The sequence below is a fragment of the Arthrobacter sp. P1_B9 genome, from assembly GCF_056406495.1.
The window spans coordinates 1-24,145 of sequence record NZ_JBFUAA010000011.1 but is presented as its reverse complement, the minus strand read 5'-3'; the positions used below and the strand labels follow the sequence as shown (position 1 = coordinate 24,145).

The window sequence follows — 24,145 nt, the reverse complement described above, 5'->3', positions numbered from 1 at the left end:
ACCAGTAGGGTAGGTATATGAGACGCGCTAAAATCGTGGCCACTTTCGGACCGGCAATCGCAAGCTTTGACAACACGCTGGCCGTGCTGGAAGCCGGCGTTGACGTGGCACGCATGAACATGAGCCACGGCGATTATTCCGTGCACGACAACACGTACGAGAACGTCCGCAAGGCTGCGGGACAGCTCGGCAAGGCCGTGGCCATCATGGCCGACCTGCAGGGCCCGAAGATCCGCCTCGGACGTTTCGTCGACGGTCCCCACCTCCTGGAGGTCGGTGACACGTTCACGATCACCACCGAGGACGTTCCCGGCACCAAGGACATCTGCTCCACGACCCTCAAGAGCCTGACGGAGGACGTCAACCCCGGTGATGCCCTGCTGATCGACGACGGCAAGGTCGCCCTCCGCGCGATCGACGTCGACGCCGTCAAGGTGGTCGCCCAGGTGATCGTTGGCGGCTGGGTATCGAACAACAAGGGCATCAACCTGCCCGGCGTTGCTGTCAACGTTCCCGCGCTGAGCGAAAAGGACGAGGACGATCTGCGCTGGGCCATGCGCCGCGGCGTGGACATGGTTGCCCTGTCCTTCGTCCGGGATGCCTCGGACATCGTCCGCGTGCACGAGATCATGGACGAAGAAGGCCGCCGCGTGCCGGTGATCGCCAAGATCGAGAAGCCGCAGGCCGTGGAGCAGCTCCCCGAGATCATCGACGCCTTCGACGCCATCATGGTGGCCCGTGGCGACCTCGGCGTGGAACTTCCCCTCGAGGAAGTGCCGATCGTGCAGAAGCGCGCCATCGAACTGGCACGCCGCTGGGCCAAACCGGTCATCGTGGCCACGCAGGTCCTCGAGTCCATGATCGACAACCCGCGCCCGACCCGCGCCGAGGCCTCCGACTGCGCCAACGCGGTGCTCGACGGCGCCGACGCGGTCATGCTCTCCGGCGAGACCAGCGTGGGCAAGTACCCGATCGAGACCGTCAAGGTCATGGCCCGGATCATCGAGTCCACCGAGGAGCACGGCCTGGAGCGCGTCCCCCCGCTCGGCACCAAGCCCAAGACCCGCGGCGGCGCCATCACCCGGGCCGCCGTCGAGATCGCCGACCAGCTGGATGCGAAGTACATCTGTACCTTCACCCAGTCCGGTGACTCTGCACGCCGCCTCTCCCGGCTGCGCCCCATCAAGCCGGTCTTCGCCTTCACCCCGGTGGAGCACGTCTGGAACCAGCTCGCCCTGACCTGGGGGATCCAGCCGGTCCTGGTCCCGATGGTGGGCCACACCGACGAGATGACGGCCCAGGTTGACCGCAGCCTGCTGGAACTCGACGTGGTCGAGGACGGCGACCTGGTGGTCATCGCCGCCGGTTCGCCTCCCGGAAAGGCCGGTTCGACGAACCTGCTGAAGGTCCACAAGGTGGGTGACCTCGCTGACATCGGCGGCCAGGGCGAAGCGGCCGTGGCCAAGGACAAGCTGGGCCCGTGGCCGGAAAAGAAGAAGAAGAACCGGGTCCAGGCCTAGTTCTGAAAGCTTGAATGCAAAAGGGAGGATCCCCGCCGGCTGGCGGGGATCCTCCCTTTTTGGTGCTTGGTGCTTGGTGCTTGGTGCTTGGTGCTTCGAGTGCGCGGCTGGCGGCCGCGGAGCGCGGCCGGAACCGCCGGCCGCTAGTTGACCTGGTTGATGATGGTTTCGGCCACCTCGCGCATGCTGAGGCGGCGGTCCATCGAGGTCTTCTGGATCCAGCGGAAGGCTTCCGGTTCCGTCAGGCCCATCTTGGTGGTCAGGAGGCTCTTGGCGCGCTCCACGAGCTTGCGGGTGGCGAACTGCTCCTGCAGGTCGGTGACCTCGCTCTCGAGGGCCTTGATTTCCTCGTGGCGGGACAGTGCGATCTCCAAAGCCGGGATGAGGTCCGCCGGGGTGAACGGCTTGACCACGTACGCCATGGCGCCGGCGTCGCGGGCGCGCTCCACGAGTTCTTTCTGGCTGAACGCGGTGAGCAGGACCACGGGGGCGATCCGGGCCTTGACGATCTTCTCGGCGGCCGAGATGCCGTCCATGACCGGCATCTTGACGTCCATCAGGACCAGGTCGGGCTTGAGCTCCTCGGCAAGCTGGACGGCCTTTTCGCCGTTGTCCGCCTCACCGACGACGTCGTAGCCTTCGCCCCGCAGGATCTCGATGATGTCCAGGCGGATGAGGGTCTCATCCTCGGCGACGACAACGCGGCGCGCCGGCTGGGAAGTGGGGGTTGACTCCGTCTGTTCTGACACGGGAACTCCTTGGAAAGGTACGGCGGGAACTCAACCATCATAGGTTTTGTCCGCCGATGTACTTGGACCGGTTTGGTTCGATGCGGCGTCACTGGCGCGATTCTGGAATTCAGCCTATCTGCATGTAGAGTAATTTCGCGCACTGGAAGCGATCGCGTTGCTCACAGCACTGTGGCAGGCTGATTGTTACACCGGTGTACTCCGCGCCCGAGTGGCGGAATTGGCAGACGCGCCGCACTCAAAATGCGGTATCGAAAGGTGTGTGGGTTCGAGTCCCACCTCGGGCACAGCATTCCCCCTCGTCAGAGGGGGTTTTTGCTTTAAGGTGTGTACATTGACCCTGCCCGGGTCCCTCTGACGCTGTGTCGCGGCTGGTGCCTGGCCGCCGCGGTGGCCTGTGAAGTTGTCTGGGTGGCGGGGTCAAGCGCCCTGGCTAGTGGTCCTCCGCGTGCTGGGATGTGGGGTCATCCTTTGCTCCTTTCTGACTGGTCCTGGAAGACCTGGTTGGCCTTGTACCTATTCATGCGTTGGGGTTGTGGTGATGACATGACCTCCACGAGATTCTTTCCAGATGCTTGGCCTCGATCCGCTGCTTCTTGGAGCCTGGGGAGAAGCTGGTGGCTGTTTGTCCGGCCAAAGGCGGCGTGTACAGTGTCCACACCCGTATCCACGTGATGCCTGCCGTTGGTGGGTGACTCCCTCCGTGCTTATTCTGCTGACACGAGTTCATGCATTTATGAAGTCTGCGTGACATGACTTTTCGCATGCGAGGCTGGATGCCCGCTCTGGACTGCGCGGACTGTGTCACAGATGTCCCAGAATGGGGTTGTGCGGGACGGGGACGTGTTCCGTTGTTGATCAGTCATTACCTGTCCATAAAGCGGGAGGATGGTTTTCGACATGACTGCCGAGCTTGCTCGTCTACCTTGCACACCGGCGGCAGCCACGAGCACTCCGGTGTCCGGACGAATCCGTACGGGAGCATGAGGATGGGTGGTTACCTGGGGAGCCTGTACCCGTGGCCGGACGAGACGCCGGCCACGCGTAAGGGCGCCGCGTTCACTCCGTACTTCATCGAGGCCGACCAGGTCCGCGCAGCCTTCCTGGCTGCGGGAGGCCCCGAGGCGTAGGCGTCCGTGTCTGACCTGATCGTCGGGGCAACGATGCGTGACGTGAGCAGCGCCGACCTAACGGCGCCGGGCCTGGGGTCCTGCTCCGGCCCGTCCGCTGCGGCGCGGGCAGCGGCACCCGGGGAGGTGGTGCCCATTCCGTCACGAAGGTCGGCCTACCTACACCAACGCATTCATCCGCGGTTTGTTGGGCGGACCCGAGTCCTGGCAGCAGTTGGTGTAGTTATCATGGTCGGAATCCGCTCGTCGAAGGCCTGCTCTCACCCCAGCTGTATGTTGATGGCTTTTGCCAAGCGTTTGATTCCTTCAGTGATTTCTTCCAAGGTGGCATATGAGAAGGCGATGCGAAGTTGATTGGTGCCGCTCCCGTCTRCAAAAAAGGCGCTCCCGGGCACAAACACAACTCCCGCTGCTATGGCCTCTGCAAGTACGCGATCGGTGTTGCTGCCTTCCGGGAGCGTGACCCACGTGAAGAAGCCCCCGGTGGGCGTGGTCCACAGGGTTCCTTGGGGCATGTGTGCTGCCAGGGCATCAAGGGCGGCCTGGCACCGCGCTGCGTAGACGGCACTGTAGACGGCAATCTGGCCACGCCAATCAAAGCTGCTGATGTACTGCTCCACTACCAGTTGGCTCAGCGTGGAGGGACAGATGGTGGTCGCTTCGGAGGCGATCTGGAGGCGACCGCGCACGTCCCGCGGCGCTACCACCCAGCCCACACGCAGCCCGGGGGCGAAGATCTTGGAGAACGAGCCCAGATAGAAAACGTTGTCGGGGTCCAGCGTGTGCATGGCGGGCTTGAGCGTGCCGTCGAAGCTCAGGAGGCCGTAGGGGTTGTCTTCGACAATCAGCACACCTTCGGCCCGGCAGATGTCTACCACCCGCTGCCGCCGCTCAGGAGAGAGGCTGATGCCGGATGGGTTGTTGAAGTTGGGGATGGTGTAAAAGAACTTGATGGTCTTGCCGGCCGCCTTGAGCCCGGAGATGACCTCGTGGAGGCTGTCTGGGTCGACGCCCTTGTCGTCCATGGTGACGTGCGCCACTTCCGCCTGGAAGCCTTCGAACACGCCGAGGGCGCCGACATAGGTCGGTCCCTCCGTGATCACGACGTCGCCCGGGTCGCAGAAGAGTTTGGTTACCAGTTCCAGCGCCATCTGCGAGCCGGCTGTGATCTGTACGTTTTCCGGAGACGTTTTGATGCCTTCGAGCTCCATGACCTCGCAGATCAGGGCCTGCAGTTCCTCAGTCCCGGCACCGGGGCCGTATTGCAGAGCCTCCAGACCGCGGCAGGCAACGACGCAGCCTGCCACGGCGGCGATGTCATCCATGGGGAGGACGGGCAGATAGGGGTTGCCTCCCGCCAGCGAGATCATGCCCGGTTTCATGGAGACGTCGAAAACTGCACGCACCGGGGAAGGCTGGAAACCGGCTGCGCGCCTGGCCATCTTTTCAATATGGGACAGTTCTGTTGTGGTGGTCATGATCGTCCTTTGAGGGTTGGCGGGACGCGACGGTGCGCCCCGATGATGGTCTTTGTTCTTTGCTACTGTGCCGCCGGGAAACGAAGCAGGATGACGGTGGCGACCTGGATGGGGCGCTAGGGATGCTGTAGTCGTTGCTACGAAAGAGGACCGTGAAAGTCACAGCGGGCCTAATTCCCGCCCGACGCCCCTGTTCGTGACCCCGCCGAAGGGAAGCCCGGCGGAGGTCGGCACTAGCTGGTATGTTTTGCGACCGGGTGACGCACGACCGGGGTCATCACGCCAAGCTGCATTTTCGCCAGGATCCGCTATCGGCTATTTCGGTACCGGGTGTTGACGGATGCCTAGGGCTGACTACCCAGACCTAAGGCGTACCCGATCGCCAGACCGTGTGCAGGGCAATGTCGAACAGCTTCCGCTCGCCCAATTCCGTGAACACCCAGACAAACCCCTGTTGCGGAAAAGGCTCGTCGACCGACCCGCGCCAGACTTCACCGGTTTCGTGATCCAGGACAACGACCCGGTGCCCCGGCGCAAGTAACAGGAAGTCTTCGACCTCACATCCTGAGAGGAAGTCTTTCGGCCCTTTTCGTTCTGACGCGAATTTCGCAGCCGCCTTCCGCAGCGAACACGGAGCTTGGCCGGCCGCCGGGCATGCCACTAGCATCAAGCTGTCGGTCGTCTCGCCGGAGATCCCGCCCCTATCGTGGTTCATCGGAGGACGTGCCCCAGCTTTCCCAAATCGTGCCCGGCGGCAGCTCACCGTCCAGCCGGGCCTCGTAACGGCCCGGGGCGAGCCGTGTTACCAGGATGCCGACTCGTTCGGCCATGGCCGTGGGCTTCAGGATTTCCAGCGCCTTGTCCAGAGCGGCGTCCAGTTCCCTTGGCGTTTGAGCGTTTATGAAGAGGCAATCGGGCGTTGCTTGGATGGTCATAAGTCCTTACTCTCTTGGCTTTGGTGCCAACCTCATCGTTGTCAACTGTGTGGCGGTTGAATATTTAGCTGCGGTTACCGCTGTTACGTCACCTCCGTCTCCTCATGGCCACGTTGCCACGGACCTCCCACGCACGGAACCGGTGGACTCGCCCTTGGACGCCACCGGTTTCCAATCCATGCTGCCCAGGAACTTGGATTTCGATGCCGAGATCAAGGTCGTACGCGCCCGGGTTGTAGGCGTTGGCGCGCATTGCCCGCGGACCAAACCGTGCGCCCGGGCGGTTTGTGGTGTTGCCATCCCACGGTGTTCCGACGATGGCGACATCCGGACGCCATCGTCGAGCTGCTCAGGTTCCGTAAGGTACGGTCGTTGCCCGAAATGTCGGCACGCCAATGTAGGACTGGGCATCGAGTTGTGCCTTGATCCCGGGAGGGCGACATGGCCATGGGTGGTAGTTCATGGATGTATCTGCTTTGTGGTTGACGAGGCGCGGCTAATGCTCGGTATCGTCGGCCGAGGTGTCTCGTGACAGCGCTGCGTCCACAACCGTCCAGGCCATGGCGATCGCGCCTTCGATCAGTGCACGATCGGCGCGCTCCGAGACTGCAGCTTCAGTGAATGCGGACTGATGGTTTGACACGGGAGAATCACAGATCTTGACATGCGGGTGAAGGCTAGGGACAACCTGGGAGACCGCGCCGAAATCGGTGGATGCTCTGAATGCGCGGGCTTCGGCATCGTTGGGAAAGCTCCGGCCCAAGGCCTCGGCATTTTGTTGGTAAAAGGCCGCAAGCTGCGCCGACTGGATGACGTTCGGGTAGGCCGGATACTCCCATTCCAGCTCCACGGTGCAGCCGGTCGCCATGGCTGCCCCCGTGAAGCATGCTTCGATACGTGGAGCCACATCCTCCAGATCCGCCAGAGTTTCGGCCCTAATCGCGTACACGCCGCCGGACTTCCCGGGAATGACATTGGCAGCGGTGCCGGCATTCGTGACCACACCATGGACACGCGTTTCGATGGGAAGCTGCTGACGAAGCAACCCCACCGCGACTTGGGCAAGCGTCGATGCATCGGCGGCATTCGCTGCTTCCCACGGCGAGGCGGCAGCATGGGAGCTCTTGCCCGAAAACTCGAAGGAAAACCCGTTGGTAGCAAGGAAGCCGGGTGACGCGTCTTCGAATGGCGCCGGATGCACCATCATGGCCACATCGGCTTCAACGAATGCACCCTGCTCCAGCATCAGGATCTTGCCGCCGCCGGTCTCCTCTGCGGGGGAACCCACGACTTCGATGGTGAGGTCGAGCTCGGCTGCCACACTTTTCAGGCCCACGGCAGCTGCGACAGCGCATGCGGCGATGATGTTGTGGCCGCAGGCGTGGCCCAGCTCTGGCAAGGCGTCGTACTCCGCCACCACGACAGCCTTGAAAGAACCCTCGCCGGCGACCCCCGAGATAGCGGTTTCCAGTCCGTAGGCGCGCTCGGTCACGGAAAATCCAGTGTCACGCAGCTCGTTCGCCACTTCCCGGCTTGAGTAATACTCCGCAAAGCCGAGTTCCGGCGTGCCGTGAATGCGGTGGCTGAGGTTGATCGCCCGGTCGCCGAACGCTTCTATGGCATCCCGCACTGCCGCCTTGATTTCGTTGCGCAGTTCGGCGTCCTTGCTGATTGTTTTCGGTGCGCCACCGGGGACGGCAGTGTTGGTGCTCATGCGTCGACCGCCGCGATGAAGCCGACAGCATGGCCCTCAGTTACCGCAAAGGACGCGCCTGCCGGTGTTGTCAGGAAGGCCCACACGAATCCCGTGACGGGCATCTTGACCTCTTCCACCACCGTGCCGTCCATGCCCACAATGTGCGCAACAACGCTGCCTTGTTCCACGATGGTTCCTGGTTCGCACACGGGGAACAGCACCCCTGACTCACTGGACATGAGTACGCCGTGATATGTGAAGGTGCCTCGGAGCCTCTCCACCGGCTGCGGGGCCTGGTCATCGAGCATGCCGAGCGCGGACATGACGTTGAGAACACCGCGGATACCGACCTCGTATCCCTGGTGCCCGCGCTCGTCGAGCAACTCGACCATCAGTCCAGGAATGCCATGGGCTGAGGCTGCAGCGGCGGGCTGGCCATCGACTGATCCCACGCGCTCTGCCGTGCCATCGTCCGGGTCGGTCATGAGAACCGGGGTGACGCCGAAGGCCTCCGCCATGGTCCGCTGTACTAGGCGCACCTCTGGTGAGGAGCACTGTGCAGCGAACTCCATGGACATTGTGACAGCCGGCTCTGCGTTGTTATGCAGGTCGATGTAGTGGGTGGCCACGTCGAAGAGATTGCGAACCTGGGCTCCAATCCGCATGGTTGGTGAACCTGTCGGGTCACTAGGCCAGTAGCACGGCATGCCCAGGTGGATGTCGTCTTCGGGGGAGGCGTAGGTTCCCCGGTCGAAGGCCAGGGGGTTGGTCACCGGAACTGAAATCAAGGTACCTCGCAGATTCGAGGGGTCAATGCGGTCGATGAGTTTGAGGAGTGTCCGTGTGCCCGTGATTTCAGTGCCGTGGGTCGCTCCGGTGACCAGCAGCACCGGACCTGGCTCCGTGCCGTGGACGATGCTTACCGGCACGCTGATGACCTGCCCTGAGGCGGACGAGGTGGCTGGTAGCCGCCCGTGCCGAATTTCTCCACTGGGCACGCGGAGGGGGCCGACTTCGAAAATGTTCATTGCAAGTGTCCTAAAGGTTGGATTCACGCAGCGGGGGAGACCGCAGTGGAAGTCAGGCAGTGATGTGTGATGGCGTCGGTGGTGAGCTGATTTCCCGATAGCTCCCTGGCGACGCTGCCGTTCTTGACGATGAGTACTCGATTGCAGAGATGGGCAAGATCTTCGTATTCGCTGCTTGCGATGACCACGCAGCAGCCCTCTTGCGCAGCACGATTGATGAGTTCAAAGAGTGTCTTCTTTGCTCCGACGTCGACGCCGTTGGTGGGTTCGTGGAGGAAAAGCACATTTGGACGAGTGAGCAGCCACTTTGCGAGGATCAACTTTTGCTGATTACCGCCGCTGAACGATCCCAGGGGCAGGTCGGGATCGAGCGGCTGCAGCCCAACACGGCTCATTGTTTCCATTGCCTCTTTGCGCTCGTCCGCGTAGGCCATGCGCCCCGATCGCCAATAACGTCCCATGGTGGCCATCGTGAGGTTCTCGGCGGCCGACGCTGCCATGAGCCCGCTGGAAGTCGTCCGGTCTGCCGGTATGTAAGCCATGCCCATGCCCATTGCCCGCCGGGGTCGAAGCCAGCCTTGTTCCACTGCCTCGCCCTTGATCTCGATCTCGCCGGTACCTCGGGTTGCACCGAAACAGAGGCTGATGATCTCCTCGAATCCGTCACCCACGAGGCCAGTCAGCCCGAGGATCTCGCCACGGGATGCCACAAAGGAGACGCCTCGTGTTTCGGTTCCGCTGAGGTTTGACACGCAGAGAACGGGTTCGGCCACGTTTGTGTGTTCCTGTGGGTATAGGTTCGTTAGCTCCGTGCCAAGGATCGCTGTTACAAGATCGTCAGTTGAGGCTGATGCGATGTCCATGGTCGCCACGACTTCCCCTGACCTCAGGATGGTCGCGCGATCGCAAATCTCCTTCACTTCATCGAGTCGGTGAGTCACGATGAGGACCGAACTGCCGGTTGCCCTGATCCTGCGGAGGACGTCGAACACCTTATGGACCGCATCTCCCGGGAGGTACGCAGTGGGTTCGTCAAGAATGAGCACGCCACGCTCGTCGCCGCTGATGGACTCGATGCCCCTGATGATCGAGAGCATGGCACGTTCCACTGCCGACAGGGAGCCGACGATGGCCCCTGGGGACAAGTTGAGTCCGTACCGTTGCAGGATTTCGGTTGTGTATGAGCGTTGAGCGCGCCAGTTGACCATCCCCCAGCGGGTCCGGTATCTGCCCAGGCCGAGCGTCTCGGTGACGGTGGATGAAAGAACCAGTCCCAAGTCCTGGTGCACGAATCCCAGCTTCAGGCTTTGTGCCGTCTTTGGGTCGATCGGGAGGTTTTCCGACCGTCCCGAGACGACGACCCGTGGTGGTCTGCTTGGTGCGTAGCCGCCGTCGGGAGCAATCTGCCCGGCGAGGAGTTTGATGAGCGTGGATTTTCCGGAACCGTTCTCACCAAGCAACGCATGGATTTCTCCGCGTGCGATGCTCAGGGAGGCGTCCTTCAGGACGGGGCGGGCGCCGTAGGACTTCGTGAGATGCTCGGCATGGAGCAGGGGTTCGACAATGGTTGACGTCATGGTGCTGATCACCTGCGCCAGAGTTGGGTGTAGAAGGCTCGGAAATCGAACGGACCATACCAATCGCCCGAGTTCTTCGCGAGATCGATGGTGTCGATGTTGGCCCGGGTAAACGTACGGTTCGGGACGCGCTCATCGGCCACCGCCACTTCACCGGCCGCCGCGCGGAGGGACTGGTCCACCGCCGCCCAGCCCATCTGGTAGAGATTTGTGCCGACGGTGGCAGCTCCCGCGTCAGCTTTGTCCCGAAGTCCGCTTAGAGCCCCGATGATTGCCGTGGAGCCCACCAGGCGGATGTTTCTGCCGCTGAGGCTCGTAATCGAGGGCTTGATGGCGAGGCTCATGTCGTCGACGAGGCTCACTACATAGCGGGTATCGGGGTTGCGTTGCAAGAATGCGTTGACCTGAGGCTGCAGCAGCGCAGTCCATGCCGCCAATGGCGCGTCCTGGACAGTCGGCTTGACGTCAGGGCAGAGCTCGGCGAATCGATGGGTGAACTGGTCTACGACATCAGAACTCGACGTCCCGAAAGTCGAAGAACCCAAGTAGAGAACGCCGTCGCGACACGATGAGTCTGCCGCAACAAAGTTGGCCTGCCGTGTGCCCACGTCGTTACTTGCCGATGCATAGCCAAACAGGCCGATGTCGGCGAGTTCCTGGGAGACCTTGCCTGGTGCGTCGCTGCCGACACTGATCACCGGGATTCCGTGTTGCTTTGCTCCCGTGATGCTCGATGCGACGCTCTTCGGGGGCGTTCCCTGCAACAGGATGACATCGACGTTTTGAGCTACGGCCTGATCCACAAGGGCTGCTGCCTTAGGCGGATCGCCCTCACTGTCGGAAACAGTCACTGTGGCACCGGCAACCGCGGCACCCTCTTTAACCCCGGCCAGGACGTCTTGGCTGAATGGAAAGCTCAGGCCGCTTGCGATGAACCTGATGTTCTTGCCCTTCAAGGCAGAACCGTTCTTGACCGGAGGAAGCGTTGGCCCGCCGGTCACGGGAGCGACGTCAACGGCCAGTGCCTTTGATGCGACGCTCTGCTGATCGGAAAGCACGGACGTGGCGCCCGCGTTCTCGCTGGCTCGTTGACAGCCGGTCAGTCCCAAGAGCGCAGCGGAAATCATGATGGGCAGTACGACGGCGCGGTTGTGTTTCATCACTTGAGTCACCTAATTTGTTGATCGAGGACGGCTTGTTATGTGCGCTACGCGCGGGGTGCGCGGCCATTGCGGCGCGCTGCATATGTCGAGAGGGCGACGCCCAGGATCAGGGCCGCTCCATAGAAAACTTGCGTCACCCAACCTGCGAGCCCCAGGAGCTGGAGCCCAGTGATGCCTGTCGCGAGGAAGTATGTCGCCACGGTCGTGCCCAGGATGTTGAACCGGCCAGGCGTGAAGCTGGTAGACCCGAGCATCGCCGCGGCGAAGGGCGCAAGGGCGTAACTGCTGCCGACATTGGGGTCCGCAGAGCCCAAGACGCCGGCCAGCAGAACGGCCGCCACTGCTCCGAGAAGTCCGGAAACGATGAGGGACCCGGCGCGGATCGTATCCACAGGGATTCCGGAGAGCCGGGCCACTTCGCGTCCGGCACCGGTAAAGTACAGGCTGCGCCCGATGGGCGTGTGCTGGAAGATGTACCATGCCACCACAACTGCAGCCAATGCGTAGAAGAAGACCAGCTGGACCCCTCCGACGGTGCTTCGGGCAGCATCAATCAAATCCACGGAGATGCCCGTGACGGTCAGGTTGTTTAGGCCCAGGGCAAGGCCGACGAGGACCGAGGTCATCGCGAGCGTCACGATCAGCGAGCTGATGCCGATGCGGACAATAAAGAACGCATTAAAGCAACCAACCACCAAGCCAATGGCAAGCGCCACGAGGACTGTTGGCAGGAGCGGCCATTGCTGGACCACGTTGAGGTACCCGACGGCGACCACGGTGATGACAACCACACCGCTGGATGACAGATCATACTCGCCGGCGGCCATCGGGATGGTGACTGCGATCGCCACAATGAGGACCGTGGCCTGCGAACTGAGGATGTAGCCTATGTTCGAACCCGAGAGAAAGACTCCGGGCATGAGCAGGCTGAAGACAAGGATCATCAAACCCCATGTGATGATCAGGCCGAAGCGCGAACCGATTAGCGCGAAGCGGTCCTGGGCTTTCGGCCCTGGTTTGACCAAGGGGGTGCCCGGCATGTCTTTGGGGAAGGGCGGTTCACCCGTGCCGCCGGGGCTGTCGCCGGACCTTGTGGGCATGGCCGCTGGCTCCTGCCCTATTCCTGTTCGCATTCGTGCCATCATTGCCACTCCTAGGGATCTAACACTGTGCTGGCGCATCATTGCGCCCTAGGAAAAGCTTGTGGCCTCCTGCCAGTGGAGGGATAAATTTGTTCGAATTCTGCAGGAACAAGGCCTGAAATGTAGAAAAACGTTTTCCTGTGGTCCATCAGTCGGTCCAAGGCCGAAGCGGCACCACACCTGCCGCTTGACCGTCGTCTCCAAGAATTCTGCCCATTCTCTTGACGGGCCGCAGGTCGATGATCCGGTTCGAAACGACGACGGCGGGAAACCGCTCCAGCAGGGCTGCCTCGACCGCTTCGAATTCCCTCAGCGAGTGAAGCCAATAGGTCACAACAAGGTTGTTGGCTCCTGTTGTCGCTGCGGCGACCCGAACTTGAGGGGATCCCGCGAGGCTCCGGCATACTTCCTGGAGTATGTTCGCAGGAACTTTCGCCCAGATCGTGGCAGAGACGGGCCAGCCAAACACTGGCGTCGCGAGATCGCATCTGACCCTTGTCACGCCGCTGGCGATGAGCCGGTCCACACGACGCCGGGCCGTCGCCGGTGTGACGCTTGCGTATGACCCTAGTTCCTGAAATGCCATCCGGCCATCAATCACCAGCGCGTCGAGTAGGGCGCGGTCCACTGAATCAAGCTGCGGTATTTCGGGGCGGGCGTGCGCATCCCGCGGGGCCGCTGAAGTGAGGCGGTTCACCTGGCGGGTGTCGAGTGCGCGGACCCGCCAGCGGCTCCCCTCCCCGTACAGCGTTGTCACGATCGATACTTCTACTGAGTCGACACCCGGGTACGCGGCCAGCCGGCTCAGTACCCCATCCTGAAGCGCACGAAGGCTTCGGGCGAAAACCGTCATGGAAAGATCAGGCGAACCACCCGTGATTTCCAACGTAGCCACCGATGGGTCGTTCTGTAGCCTTGCCGTCAGCTTCCCCCTGAGCCGCGGCCGACACTTCAGCAAGACGAAAGCCGTCACGCCAACATCGTGAAAAGCCGGGCCGGGCGTAGCACTCACCCATGCGAGTCCGGCTTCTCGCAAACGGTCCCATCGGCGAGCTAACGTGATGGGTGCGACGTCCAAAGCTTGCGCAATCAGCGCCCAAGATGCGCGGGGCGCGCGCTGCAGTGACTCCAGCAAAGCCAGATCGAGCTCGTCCGGAACAAACACTTCATTCACGATTACCTGACCACTTGCAGACTAGATCCGTCATCCCGCGAGACACCTGTGGCTGCCTTGTCCCGTGTGCGTAGGGTTGCAGACGTTGAACGCATCAAATATCCATCACCTTACCGCCCCAAAAATCCCTTGGGCAGGGTCGTGAACTGCCAGGTCGCGGCGACCCTTGACATGGCCGCCGATGCGGCCTCGTGCCTCGCGAACTTGCGCCTGTTCGCGCGCTAGCTCTGGGACGAGATGAACGCGGGCACCAAGCCAGGGCCGAAGCGATAGCCGCCCGGCGCTCGAGGGCGCGGACCCCCGGTCGATGCCGTGCCCGGACGCTTCAAACGCTATTGCATGCCGTATGCGCGACGGGCCCGTCTCAGTTCACGTCACCGACCCTGCCTTTACCGCTCGGGGATGACCGCGATGCCCTGGATCTCGATCATGGCCTCTTTCTGCCATAGCCGCGTCACGCCGATGCCAGCCATGGCCGGGTACTGAGAGCCGGCCATTTCCCGCCAGATCCGTCCGATCTCGCGGCCATTCGCCATGTAGTCGCCTACGTCCGTGAGGTAGATGGTGACGTTGACAAGGTCCTCGGGCTGCCCGCCGGCTTCCCGTAGCGTCGTGAGCACGTTTGAGAACGCCTGGGTGAACTGCTGCACGATGCCGCCGGACACGATCTTCATGTCCTTGTCGAGCGCTGTCTGGCCGCCCAAAAACACCGTGTTGCCGGCGAGCATGCCGTGCGCGAAACCTGAGGGCTTGGGGAGCGATTCCGGGTTGATCGTCTTGTGGCTCATGCTGTTCCTCCTGGTTTGTGGTGTCTGCAAAATCTTTGAAATGTCTCTGTGCAGATCATTCCTGCTCGTGCTACGTTGAGCATATGTGACGATCGTAAAAAAATCGATACACGCATTTGAAAGAAGCAGCACTCGAAGGGACAGATCGCATGAAACTCGCCACCTTGCGGACAGCCGGCGGAGGTACGACGGCGGCGCTCGCCACGGGCGCCGATTCTTACCTGGCGCTGCCGGCCAACGACGTCGGTGCGCTACTCGCCCAGCCGGAGTGGCGGACCATCGTGGAAAGGGCTGCAGCTGCGACCGATCTAGTCGTCATTTCCGGCGCCGACGCAGACTTCGGCCCCCTCCTTCCACGGGCGGGCAAAGTGATCTGCTGCGGACTGAACTATGGCGACCACATCCAGGAAATGGGACGCGAGCTTCCCGAATACCCCACACTTTTCGCGAAGTATGCAGACACCCTGATCGGCGCCTCGGACGCTGTGGAAGTCCACGGCAGCGTCCGCGTCGATTGGGAAGCTGAGCTCGCCGTGGTCGTTGGTTCTGAGCTGTTCCGCGCCGACGAGGACCAGGCCCGCGCGGCAATTGCCGGTTACACCGTTGCCAACGATGTCTCCATGCGCGACTGGCAAAACCGGACCCTGCAGTGGTTCCAAGGCAAGGCCTTCGACCGGACCACACCGGTGGGCCCGGTCCTGCTGACCGCGGACGAAGCAGACGGTGACTTCGAAGTCCGCGGCTACGTCAGCGGGGAGCTTGTGCAGCAAGGGAACACCAGCACCCTGGTATTCAGGCCGGCGCAGCTCCTTTCCTACATTTCGCAGTTCACCATCCTGCGTCCGGGCGACCTCGTTCTCACGGGAACGCCCGGGGGAGTCGGCATGGGCATGACCCCGCCGCGCTTCCTGAACGACGGCGATATCCTCACCACCGAGATTGACGGGATCGGCAGGCTCGAAAACCTGTTCCGGATCCATACACCCGTCACCGCAAACGCCTGACAACAGCACCAACCACTTCGAAGGAGAGACCACCATGAGCCAAACGGCCACCGAATACAGCCTTGAAGGCGACAACTCCATCTACGCCCAGGCTGACGGCAAAGTAGTTCCGGTCGTCACCCGCGCCGGTGCAGAAGACACCAACACCGCCCAGTCCGGCGACTGCATCCGCGTCTCCGGCGTCAGCATCCAGCACACGCCAGCCACCAAAATCTGGTTCGGTCAGGTCTCCAACACTCCCGGCTACCGCTCGCTGCCGCACCACCACGGCGAGGCCGAAACTGGCGGCTACGTGCTGCGCGGACACGGACGCATCTACTTCGGCGAGAACTACCAGGACTTCATCGACATGAAAGACGGGGACTGGGTTTTCGTGCCGCCGTTCATGCCGCACGTTGAGGCCAACATGTCCGTCACCGAGGAGCTTGTGTGGCTCACCGCGCGCACTCCCGAGAACCTCGTGGTCAATCTCGAGGACGTTGCGGACGAAACCCTCGCCGACTACCGCAGGGCATAGCCGCCATGATCACTGGAACCTTGACGTCGGAGACCTTCCTCCGGGCGGTCGACCTTACGCCGGTGGCCGCGGAGGTCCACGATGAAGCGTATGAGGCAAGCACGCAGTATGTGCCGTGGCCCAAGGCTTACGGCGGGGACATGGTGGCCCAGGCGGCCGCGGCCATGATGCGCTCGGTGGACGCTGACCGGCATCTGCACTCGATGCACAGCTACTTCATGCGGCCTGTCGACGTCGGTTCCAGCGTTCGCTACGAAGTGGAGCGCTTGCGCGATGGTCGCGGGTACTCCACCCGCACCGTCCGCGGCTTCCAAAACGGCAAGCCCGTGTACGCGGCGATGGGTTCCTTCCAGGTTCCCGAGGAGGGTCCGGACTTCCAGCCTGAGGCCCCTGCCGCCGTCGAACCTGACTCGCTGCGCAGCGCAGCAGACGTGCTGGACGGAATCGCCGGCCCGGCCGCGGACTATTGGTCCACAGGCCGTAGTTTCGACATGCGGCATGTTCCCGGGCCGCTCTATGTTGAGGTTGAGGGCGGTTCGGTGCCACAGCAGGCCATTTGGGTCAAGGCTTTCGACAGCCTGCCCGACGACGCCGACCTCCACCGCGCCGCGCTGGCATACGTGTGCGACTACACCATTCTGGAACCGCTCCTGCGCCTGAATGGACTCAACTGGTCCAGCCCGCGCCTTGCCACCGCCAGCCTCGACCACTCGATGTGGTTCCACCGCGATGGCCGCGCCGACGACTGGGTCCTCTACGCCCAGGAAGCGGTTTCTAGCCAGAGCAATCGCGGACTGGCCATGGGCAGGTTTTTCGACAGGCAAGGAAGGCTCATCGCCACCGTCGCCCAAGAAGGCATGATCCGTGCCGGTGCCTAATCGCCTGAAAACATCATCCGCAGCTTCAACAACGCACCACTGAAAGGAACGGCCATGACAATGACGACATCGGCCCACGTGGACACGTTCACGCGCGAGCACCTTCCGCCTACCAACACCTGGCCGGCGCTCGAGTTCACCCTGCCCGAACTCCAGTACCCCGAGCGGCTCAACGCAGCGGCCGTGCTCATCGACAACGCCGTCGCTGAACACGGTCCGGAGCGCCCGGCACTCCGGACGCCTGATGGCACAGTCTGGACGTACGGAGCGTTGCAGCAGCGCGCCAACCAAGTAGCCCAAGTCCTCACGGAGGACCTTGGCGTGGTCCCGGGCAACCGCGTGTTGCTGCGAGGCCCGAACAACCCGTGGATGGTGGCCGCGTGGCTTGGCGTCCTGAAAGCGGGCGCGGTGGTGGTCACCACCATGCCCATGCTGCGGTCCGGCGAGGTAGCTACGCTGATCCAGCTCACCAAGCCGGTGGTTGCGATCTCCGATTACCGCTTTGTGGACGAGCTCGCCGCGGCCGCTGGGGACGACATCGCTGTCCTAACGTACGGAGCGGAAAACGCATTCGGCGACGACGCCGATCTCACCGCGCGCTGTGAGTCCAAGAGCGGGAAGTTCACGGCAGTGGACACGTCCGCGGACGACGTCGCCCTCTTGGGGCCGACGTCGGGCACTACCGGTGTGCCTAAGGTGACCATGCACTTCCACCGGGACATCCTGGCCAACGCCGACACGTTTGCCCGCTGCATCCTGCAGCCCACGGCGGACGACGTCTTCGCCGGTTCGCCGCCGCTCGCCTTCACGTTCGGCCTGGGCGGTTTGGTGGTGTTCCCGTTGCGGTTCGGTGCGTCATCCCTGCTCACCGAACGCGCTGCGCCGGTGGAGTTGGCCGAAAATGCGGCCGCCGCCGGTGCGACCATCCTGTTCACGGCGCCCACCGCCTACAGGGCAATCCTGAAGGAGAACCGCGGCGAACTGCTCCGCAGCCTGCGCATCGCCGTTTCCGCCGGCGAGCACCTGTCCCAGGAAACATGGCACGCCGTACACGCGGCCACAGGCCTGCGTCTGGTCAACGGCATCGGCGCCACCGAAATGCTGCACGTCTTCATTTCTGCAGCGGGCGACGACATCCGGCCCGGGACCACGGGCCGGGCAGTTCCCGGTTACCGGGCAACGATCCTCGACGACGACGGCAACGAACTCGGCCCCGGGCAGGTTGGCCGTTTGGCGGTCATTGGCCCGACCGGCTGCCGCTACCTCGATGACGAACGCCAGTCGAACTACGTCGTCAACGGCTGGAACGTTACCGGGGACACGTTCATCAAGGACGAGGACGGCTATTTCACGTACCAGGCCCGCTCGGACAACATGATCGTCTCCTCCGGCTACAACATCGGTGCGCCGGAGGTTGAATCCGCCATTGACCAGCACCCGGACGTGGTGGAAAACGCGGTCATCGGCGTCCCGGACCCGGAGCGCGGCAGCATCGTCTGCGCGTTCATCGTGCTGCGCGAAGGCGTCACAGGCGACGCCGGAAAGCGCAAGGACATCCAGGACTTCGTCAAGAAGACCATCGCCCCGTACAAATATCCGCGGGACATCCGGTTCGTCACTGAATTGCCACGCAATCCCAGCGGCAAGCTGCAGCACTTCAAGCTCCGTGACAGCTTCCTCGGCGGCGATACCACGAGCGAAACCCAAGAACTTACCCCCGCCGGCCAAAGCCAGGCTTGAGAAGGAGCGCAACCATGAAAATCGCAATCGTTGGAGGCGGCCCCGGTGGCCTGTACTTCGCAGCACTGATGAAGCAGCTGGACCCCTCACACAACATCACCCTCTGGGAACGGAACGCTGCGAGCGACACCTTTGGTTTCGGCGTCGTATTTTCCGATGAGACGCTTGGCGGCATCGGCAACGCCGACGCCGTGGTGGCGGACTACATGGGCCGCCGGTTCGCCCGCTGGTCCGATATCGACATCCACTTCGGCGGAGAAATGATCACCGTGGGAGGCCAGGGCTTCGCCGCCATGAGCCGCAAGGAACTGCTCGAGCTGCTCCAGCGCCGCTGCGCCGAGCTCAACGTGGACCTGCGCTTCCAGACCATGGCGCCGGATATCGAGGAACTCGAAGCCAACTACGATCTCGTGCTGGCCGCGGATGGTGTCAACTCACAGATCCGTGCCAAGTACGCCGACTCCTTCGGACCCGATCTGGACCCGCGCACCAACAAATACATGTGGCTCGGTACGGACCAGGTGTTCGAAGCCTTCAAGTTCTTTGTGAAGGAAACCGGGTGGGGCGTCATGCAGATCCACGGCTACCCGTACTCGGATGAGGGCTCCACGTTCATCGTCGAAATGCACGAGGACGTGTGGCGGGCGGCCGGCTTCGACGAGACCGCCACTGATGTCTTTCCTCCCGGCGTATCCGACGAAAAAGCAATCGCCAAAATCTGTTCGATCTTTGCCGAGGAACTGGACGGCTACGCGGTCTTGTCCAACAACTCCAAGTGGCTGAACTTCAACACCGTGCGCAACCAGAGCTGGCGCCACAACAACGTGGTGCTGGTGGGTGATGCCGCCCACACCGCGCACTTCTCCATCGGCTCCGGCACCAAGCTCGCCATGGAGGATTCCCTCGCCCTGGCGGCCTGCCTCCACGAACACCCGGACGTCGAGTCCGCGCTGTCCGCCTACGAGGCCGAACGCCGGCCCGTGGTGGCGTCCACCCAGCGTGCCGCCCAGGCCTCGTTGGAATGGTTCGAGCGCATCGGCCAGTACAAGGACCAAGAGCCGACGCAGTTCGCCTTCAACCTGCTGACCCGCAGCCGGCGCATCACTCAGGAAAACCTGCGCCTTCGCGACCCCGAGTTCGCGGAGGCAGTGGACCGGAACTTCGCAGGCGCCCACGGCCTTGCAGAGACCGCCCCGGCCATGTTCCAGCCTTTCCGCATCGGTGAGTTGGAAGTTAAGAACCGCATCGTGGTCTCGCCCATGGACATGTACTCCGCGGTGGATGGCATTCCGGGCGACTTCCACAAGGTCCACCTCGGTTCCAAGGCGCTTGGCGGAGCCGGCCTGGTCATGACGGAAATGGTCTGCGTCTCGGAGGCAGGCCGCATCACCCCCGGCTGCAGCGGCCTCTACACAGACGGCCAGCGCGACAGCTGGAAGGAAATCGTGGACTTCGTCCACGCCCGCTCCACCGCGAAGATCGGCGCCCAGCTTGGCCATTCCGGCCGCAAGGCGTCCACCAAGCTCATGTGGGAGGGCATCGACGAGCCCCTCGAGTCCGGCAACTGGCAGGCAGTTGGCCCCTCAGCGCTGCCCTACGGTCCCGACAGCCAGACCCCGGTGGAACTCGATCGTGAAGGCATGGAAGCCATCAAGGAAGAGTTCGTCGCCGCGACGCTCCGGGCTGAGCAGGCAGGTTTCGACCTCCTCGAGATCCACGCCGCCCACGGCTACCTGCTCTCCTCGTTCCTCTCGCCGGTGTCCAACCGCCGGACAGACGAATACGGTGGCAGCCTGGAGAACCGCCTGCGGTTCCCGCTGGAAGTGTTCGACGCCGTCCGCGCGGCCTGGCCCGCAGCCAAGCCTGTGACGGTGCGCATCTCGGCGACCGACTGGATCGAGGGCGGAAACACCTCCGACGATTCGGTTGAGATTGCCCGGGCCTTCGTCACCCACGGCGCTGCCGGTCTGGATATCTCCACGGGCCAGGTGGCAACGGAAGAGAAGCCCGCCTACGGACGCAGCTACCAGACGCCGTTCGCTGACCGGATCCGGCATGAAGTCGCCGCCCCCGCGGGCGTGGCTGTAATCGCCGTCGGCGCCATCTCCAGCTACGACGACGTGAACTCCATCCTCCTCGCCGGCCGCGCAGACCTCATCGCCCTGGGCCGCACCCACCTGTACGACCCCCAGTGGACCCTGCACGCCGCCGCTGAACAGGAATATCAGGGCCCCGGCGCGCAGTGGATTCCGCAGTTCCGCGCAGGACGCCGCAAGCCACCGAGCTCCCGCACCGACGCCGTACGTCCGCGCCTGTCCCTGCTGCGGGAACCGGACGCTGAAGAAGCCACCACCCACCTGCGCTGGACGCCCGCGTCCGCCGCCGCGTCGGTGCTGGCCAAGTAGTCGTCCACTAGGAGAATCATGGATCACACTGAGACGCGGGGGCATCCGGAATATCCGCAGGCAACCATCCACCGCACGGTGGAATGGGTGGACACTGACGCCTCCGGCCACCAGCACAATTCGGCCGTCCTGCGCTGGGTTGAGGCTGCCGAGGCAGAGCTGTTCCGGAACCTGCAGCTGACGGAGTACTTTCCGGTTGCACCCCGCGTCCAGCAAGTGGTCAATTACAAGGCCAAGCTGTGGTTCGGCCAGCGCGTCACCGCAACGTTGAAAATCCAAGCCCTCGGCCGAACCTCGCTGACCATGGCGTTCGAGGTTCGGAGCGAGGCAGGCGGCACTACCGAACCGGACGCCATCGATCGTCATACTCCCGACGTGGGCTCCTCGGACAGCGGAGCTGTGGCGGCTTTCGGTACGGTCACCACTGCGCACGTTCCCGCTGGAGCCACCACTGCGCAGCCCTGGCCAGAGCATTTCGTCCGCGTTTTGCGGGGCCCGTAGCGCGGCGCGACGGACGGACCTCGGTTTCCATTCGGGTCCCGGCGGCCCGCAGCCTCAGTTGAGCTCCGCCCTGGGCATGATCATGAACGGATGGGACAGTTCCCACCCCTATGATGAACATCAATGGCGCCGTGACTTGTGGCGCGGAAATGAGGAATCTTCAATGCTCGCCGTCCCGGCACCCCCGGTTCGCCACCAGCAACTCATCGTCACCATTTTCGGTCTGTATGGCCGGGATGTTGGGGACGCGCTGCCGGTCTCCGTGCTGATTTCCATGCTGGGGACGCTCGGCTACGACGCGCCGGGTGTCAGGTCATCGGTGTCGAGGCTCAAAGCCAAAGGTGTCCTCAAGAGCGTCCGTGAGGGCGGCGTTGCGAAGTACAAGATCTCGGAATCGATCAGCGACGTCTTTCGGGAAGGGGACCGGAGAATCTTCGCGCCGGAGCAGCCGGCTCCCGTGGACACGTGGGTCCTGGCGGTCTTCTCGGTACCGGAGTCCATGCGTAACCGCAGGCACCAGCTGCGCTCGGAGCTGTCCGGGCTGGGGTTCGGCTCGGTGGCATCGGGCGTCTGGATCGCTCCCGCGCGGAAGCTGGAACAAGCCAAGGAACGCCTGACCGTCAGCGGGCTCATCCAGTTCGTGGATCTGTTTCGCAGCGACTACATTTTCGACGGTCCCATGCGGCCCAAGATCTCCGAATGGTGGGACCTGAAGGAACTCGACGAGCAATTCACCGAGTTCCTTCAGGTCTACGAAGGCGCGGAGCAGCAATGGTCTGAACTTGTGGGAGATGACCCCGAGGCAGCGCTCGCGGGATCCACGGAAGAACTGCGGCGCGACGCCTTCCGCTACTACGTTCCCATGCTGACCATGTGGCGGCGCTTCCCGTACCGCGACCCGAACCTGCCGGCCGACTATTTGCCCCCGGAGTGGCACGGGCCTGCAGTCCGCCGGACGTTTCACTTCGTGCATCGTCTGGCCGCGCCTTTGGCCGAGGCACACGCCCACGAGCTCATTGCCGGAGCCCTCGACCCAGCTGTGGCCTAGTTGCCCCGGCGCGGACCGCTTGAAGATTTGGGCTTTGGAGGCTATGAATTCGGGGTGTGTACAAAGTACAAACTTCAGGCGTCGGGCCGGGTCGTACTGGTGCCGGATCGGGCTGGATTCCCTAAGTTTCCGGGGGAGCCCAGTGTTGGCAGGGGCTGGAATGCAGTTTGAGTCCCTCGGGCACTGTGTTTTCCCTGTTCAGGGGCTTGGGGGCCGCTGAATGTGTATAAATCTCCTTTGTGGGGCCCTTGCGGGGCCCATTTTTGTTGGGGCTGTTGCGGTCTGGCGGCTCCTTCTCTTGGCTTGGACAGCGGTGTTGCTGCTTACTCATTCATGGCGGGGAGCGCTTGGAACTGCATGACTTGCTGAGACTTGGGGATCAAACCCTCATGTTCATCCCGGTCGGCAGCCGGAACGCCTGGGAACCTCTTGTCATGTCCTCGATGATGTTCTTGAGCATCGGGTAGGGCCGGGCGATCCTATCGGGCTTGGTGACGGGAAGAGTCTCACCGGGACGGACAGCCGGTAGGATTTCCCGCAGTGCGGGCCGTTCTGTGTTCCCTCCGACCGCACCGTGGTCACGATTGATCAGGCCCTCGGGGGCACCCAGACCCGTACGCGCCATGCGCGCCGCGGCCGGGTCCTTTTCGTTGGTGAAATTCCGGACATAGCCTAAGTTCTGCGCGGGCTGGTGCAACTGTCGCGATTGACCAACCTGAGCGGGACAGTTTGCGGGGCGGGGGATGCGCGAATCCAGGTTTCCTGTATCCGTATCCGATTTCTCGCAGCGCCTGTGCGGTCGGATGGTGTCCCGGTAGGGGACCGGCTGACGAGCGCCGTGTCAACCTCTGACAGCTTCCGCTGTCGTTGCTCGTCGCCGCAGTCAACACACTCCAGGAGCAGCAGTGCCGATTGCACTCGTGCTGTGCGGACTGCCGACCTTCATCGCGAGGGAGCCCGTGTGTCCCGGGACGGCGGCAGACGCCTGCGTGCTTCCGCCGGGGTTACGCACTGCTTCCTAGCGCGTCTGCCCGGGTACTTCTTTGCTTTAGATGCGGCCGTCGAGCTGCTGGGCGGCCACGGTTCCCGCCCCGGAGCGGCCTTCGCAGGCCGAGGCGCAGTGACAGAATAGGCGCGGCGTGACGTCCCGTGTCCCTCGATTACCTCCTATTTCCGCCGGTGACCCCTGGTGTCGTCGGCCGTTGCTTGGGATCGGGCCGGATCCGTAGTGTCATGCCATGTCCCGGCATGTGACCACCCGGTCCCCGGCCGTTGCGCCCTGATCCGGACAGCGGCCACGGACCCGTTCGGATCCCCCCATTCTCTGAAGGACTTTTCCATGACATCCAAAGACCAGCCAGGGTCCACCCGCATCGTTGCGGGAGACTCCCAAGGCGCCAAGCGTCCCCGCGGTCGTAAGATCGCTCTCATCACCGCCCTTGTGCTCCTGATCGGTGCCAGCGCAGCAGTTGCATCCTCGCTGTCCCGCAACCCCGAAACCGCCCCCGCAGCGGCAGCGGCGGACGCCGGCCCGGCCACGGAGCTCAGGCTCGGCTACTTTGGCAACATCACCCACGCTCCGGCCCTGGTGGGTGTCAACAAGGGGTTCATCGCCAAGGACCTCGGGGCGACCAAGCTCAGCACGCAGGTGTTCAACGCCGGCCCGGCCGCG

General features: G+C 63.1%; 21 protein-coding genes, 1 tRNA gene and 1 pseudogene. 11 read left to right on the top strand and 12 right to left on the bottom strand.

What is annotated here, in order from left to right; all coding sequences use genetic code 11:
• The first annotated feature begins 17 nt into the window (after positions 1–17).
• Positions 18–1,520: a pyruvate kinase gene (pyk, locus tag AC1D1A_RS15215; RefSeq protein WP_476860263.1), complete on the top strand. Its 1,503-nt coding sequence runs from the start codon at positions 18–20 to the stop codon at positions 1,518–1,520.
• 143 nt (positions 1,521–1,663) lie between these two features.
• Here pyk and AC1D1A_RS15210 read toward each other — a convergent pair whose 3' ends face one another.
• Entirely contained in the window at positions 1,664–2,269 is a 606-nt protein-coding gene (locus AC1D1A_RS15210; protein WP_018772478.1) for an ANTAR domain-containing response regulator, read from the bottom strand.
• A 205-nt stretch (positions 2,270–2,474) separates the two neighbouring features.
• Between AC1D1A_RS15210 and AC1D1A_RS15205 the strand changes: the two genes are divergently transcribed.
• Positions 2,475–2,556, top strand: a tRNA-Leu gene (locus tag AC1D1A_RS15205).
• Positions 2,557–3,258: 702 nt separating this feature from the next.
• Entirely contained in the window at positions 3,259–3,399 is a 141-nt protein-coding gene (locus AC1D1A_RS15200) for a hypothetical protein (protein ID WP_476948075.1), read from the top strand.
• A gap of 260 nt (positions 3,400–3,659) precedes the next feature.
• Here the strand turns inward: AC1D1A_RS15200 and AC1D1A_RS15195 are convergent, their stop codons facing one another.
• The 10 genes from AC1D1A_RS15195 to AC1D1A_RS15150 all read right to left on the bottom strand — a co-directional run bounded on the left by AC1D1A_RS15195 (position 3,660) and on the right by AC1D1A_RS15150 (position 14,380).
• Positions 3,660–4,877, bottom strand: a complete 1,218-nt coding sequence (locus tag AC1D1A_RS15195) for an aminotransferase-like domain-containing protein (protein WP_476948074.1) — start codon at positions 4,875–4,877, stop codon at positions 3,660–3,662.
• A gap of 701 nt (positions 4,878–5,578) precedes the next feature.
• Positions 5,579–5,812: a hypothetical protein gene (locus tag AC1D1A_RS15190; protein WP_476948073.1), complete on the bottom strand. Its 234-nt coding sequence runs from the start codon at positions 5,810–5,812 to the stop codon at positions 5,579–5,581.
• 88 nt (positions 5,813–5,900) lie between these two features.
• Positions 5,901–6,131, bottom strand: coding sequence for an arginase family protein (locus tag AC1D1A_RS15185; RefSeq protein WP_476948121.1), 231 nt, complete (start codon positions 6,129–6,131; stop codon positions 5,901–5,903).
• Positions 6,132–6,308: 177 nt separating this feature from the next.
• Positions 6,309–7,526 (bottom strand): amidohydrolase, encoded by a 1,218-nt coding sequence (locus tag AC1D1A_RS15180; protein WP_476948072.1) that lies wholly within the window; start codon positions 7,524–7,526, stop codon positions 6,309–6,311.
• On the bottom strand, positions 7,523–8,536 hold the full coding sequence (locus AC1D1A_RS15175) for a succinylglutamate desuccinylase/aspartoacylase family protein (protein ID WP_476948071.1): 1,014 nt from the start codon (positions 8,534–8,536) through the stop codon (positions 7,523–7,525). Before AC1D1A_RS15175 ends, AC1D1A_RS15180 begins: the two co-directional genes overlap by 4 nt.
• A gap of 23 nt (positions 8,537–8,559) precedes the next feature.
• A complete protein-coding gene (locus AC1D1A_RS15170; protein ID WP_476948070.1) occupies positions 8,560–10,113 on the bottom strand; it encodes a sugar ABC transporter ATP-binding protein in 1,554 nt (517 codons plus the stop codon).
• Between the two features lie 8 nt (positions 10,114–10,121).
• Positions 10,122–11,273 (bottom strand): sugar ABC transporter substrate-binding protein, encoded by a 1,152-nt coding sequence (locus AC1D1A_RS15165; RefSeq protein WP_476948120.1) that lies wholly within the window; start codon positions 11,271–11,273, stop codon positions 10,122–10,124.
• Positions 11,274–11,320: 47 nt separating this feature from the next.
• Entirely contained in the window at positions 11,321–12,376 is a 1,056-nt protein-coding gene (locus tag AC1D1A_RS15160) for an ABC transporter permease (RefSeq protein WP_476948069.1), read from the bottom strand.
• A gap of 190 nt (positions 12,377–12,566) precedes the next feature.
• Complete coding sequence (locus AC1D1A_RS15155) at positions 12,567–13,592, bottom strand: Lrp/AsnC family transcriptional regulator (RefSeq protein ID WP_476948068.1); 1,026 nt, start codon at positions 13,590–13,592, stop codon at positions 12,567–12,569.
• Between the two features lie 389 nt (positions 13,593–13,981).
• Positions 13,982–14,380 carry a RidA family protein gene (locus tag AC1D1A_RS15150; RefSeq protein ID WP_476948067.1) on the bottom strand — a complete coding sequence of 133 codons (399 nt, stop codon included), beginning with the start codon at positions 14,378–14,380 and terminating at the stop codon, positions 13,982–13,984.
• Between the two features lie 149 nt (positions 14,381–14,529).
• On the opposite strand from AC1D1A_RS15150, the gene AC1D1A_RS15145 reads away from it, so the two are divergent.
• The 7 genes from AC1D1A_RS15145 to AC1D1A_RS15115 all read left to right on the top strand — a co-directional run bounded on the left by AC1D1A_RS15145 (position 14,530) and on the right by AC1D1A_RS15115 (position 22,473).
• Entirely contained in the window at positions 14,530–15,384 is an 855-nt protein-coding gene (locus AC1D1A_RS15145) for a fumarylacetoacetate hydrolase family protein (RefSeq protein WP_476948066.1), read from the top strand.
• Positions 15,385–15,418: 34 nt separating this feature from the next.
• Entirely contained in the window at positions 15,419–15,901 is a 483-nt protein-coding gene (locus AC1D1A_RS15140; protein ID WP_476948065.1) for a cupin domain-containing protein, read from the top strand.
• Between the two features lie 5 nt (positions 15,902–15,906).
• Positions 15,907–16,779, top strand: a complete 873-nt coding sequence (locus AC1D1A_RS15135; RefSeq protein ID WP_476948064.1) for an acyl-CoA thioesterase — start codon at positions 15,907–15,909, stop codon at positions 16,777–16,779.
• A gap of 54 nt (positions 16,780–16,833) precedes the next feature.
• Positions 16,834–18,519 (top strand): AMP-binding protein, encoded by a 1,686-nt coding sequence (locus tag AC1D1A_RS15130; RefSeq protein ID WP_476948063.1) that lies wholly within the window; start codon positions 16,834–16,836, stop codon positions 18,517–18,519.
• 14 nt (positions 18,520–18,533) lie between these two features.
• A complete protein-coding gene (locus AC1D1A_RS15125; RefSeq protein WP_476948062.1) occupies positions 18,534–20,924 on the top strand; it encodes a bifunctional salicylyl-CoA 5-hydroxylase/oxidoreductase in 2,391 nt (796 codons plus the stop codon).
• Between the two features lie 18 nt (positions 20,925–20,942).
• The gene (locus AC1D1A_RS15120) at positions 20,943–21,425 is read left to right on the top strand and encodes an acyl-CoA thioesterase (protein ID WP_476948061.1); all 483 of its coding nucleotides are present in this window, start codon (positions 20,943–20,945) and stop codon (positions 21,423–21,425) included.
• 163 nt (positions 21,426–21,588) lie between these two features.
• Positions 21,589–22,473, top strand: a complete 885-nt coding sequence (locus AC1D1A_RS15115; RefSeq protein ID WP_476948060.1) for a PaaX family transcriptional regulator — start codon at positions 21,589–21,591, stop codon at positions 22,471–22,473.
• A 379-nt stretch (positions 22,474–22,852) separates the two neighbouring features.
• Here AC1D1A_RS15115 and AC1D1A_RS15110 read toward each other — a convergent pair whose 3' ends face one another.
• On the bottom strand, positions 22,853–23,170 hold the full coding sequence (locus AC1D1A_RS15110) for a recombinase family protein (RefSeq protein ID WP_476948059.1): 318 nt from the start codon (positions 23,168–23,170) through the stop codon (positions 22,853–22,855).
• A gap of 642 nt (positions 23,171–23,812) precedes the next feature.
• Between AC1D1A_RS15110 and AC1D1A_RS15105 the strand changes: the two are divergent.
• Positions 23,813–24,145 (top strand): annotated as a pseudogene (locus tag AC1D1A_RS15105) (sulfonate ABC transporter substrate-binding protein); the annotation flags it as partial.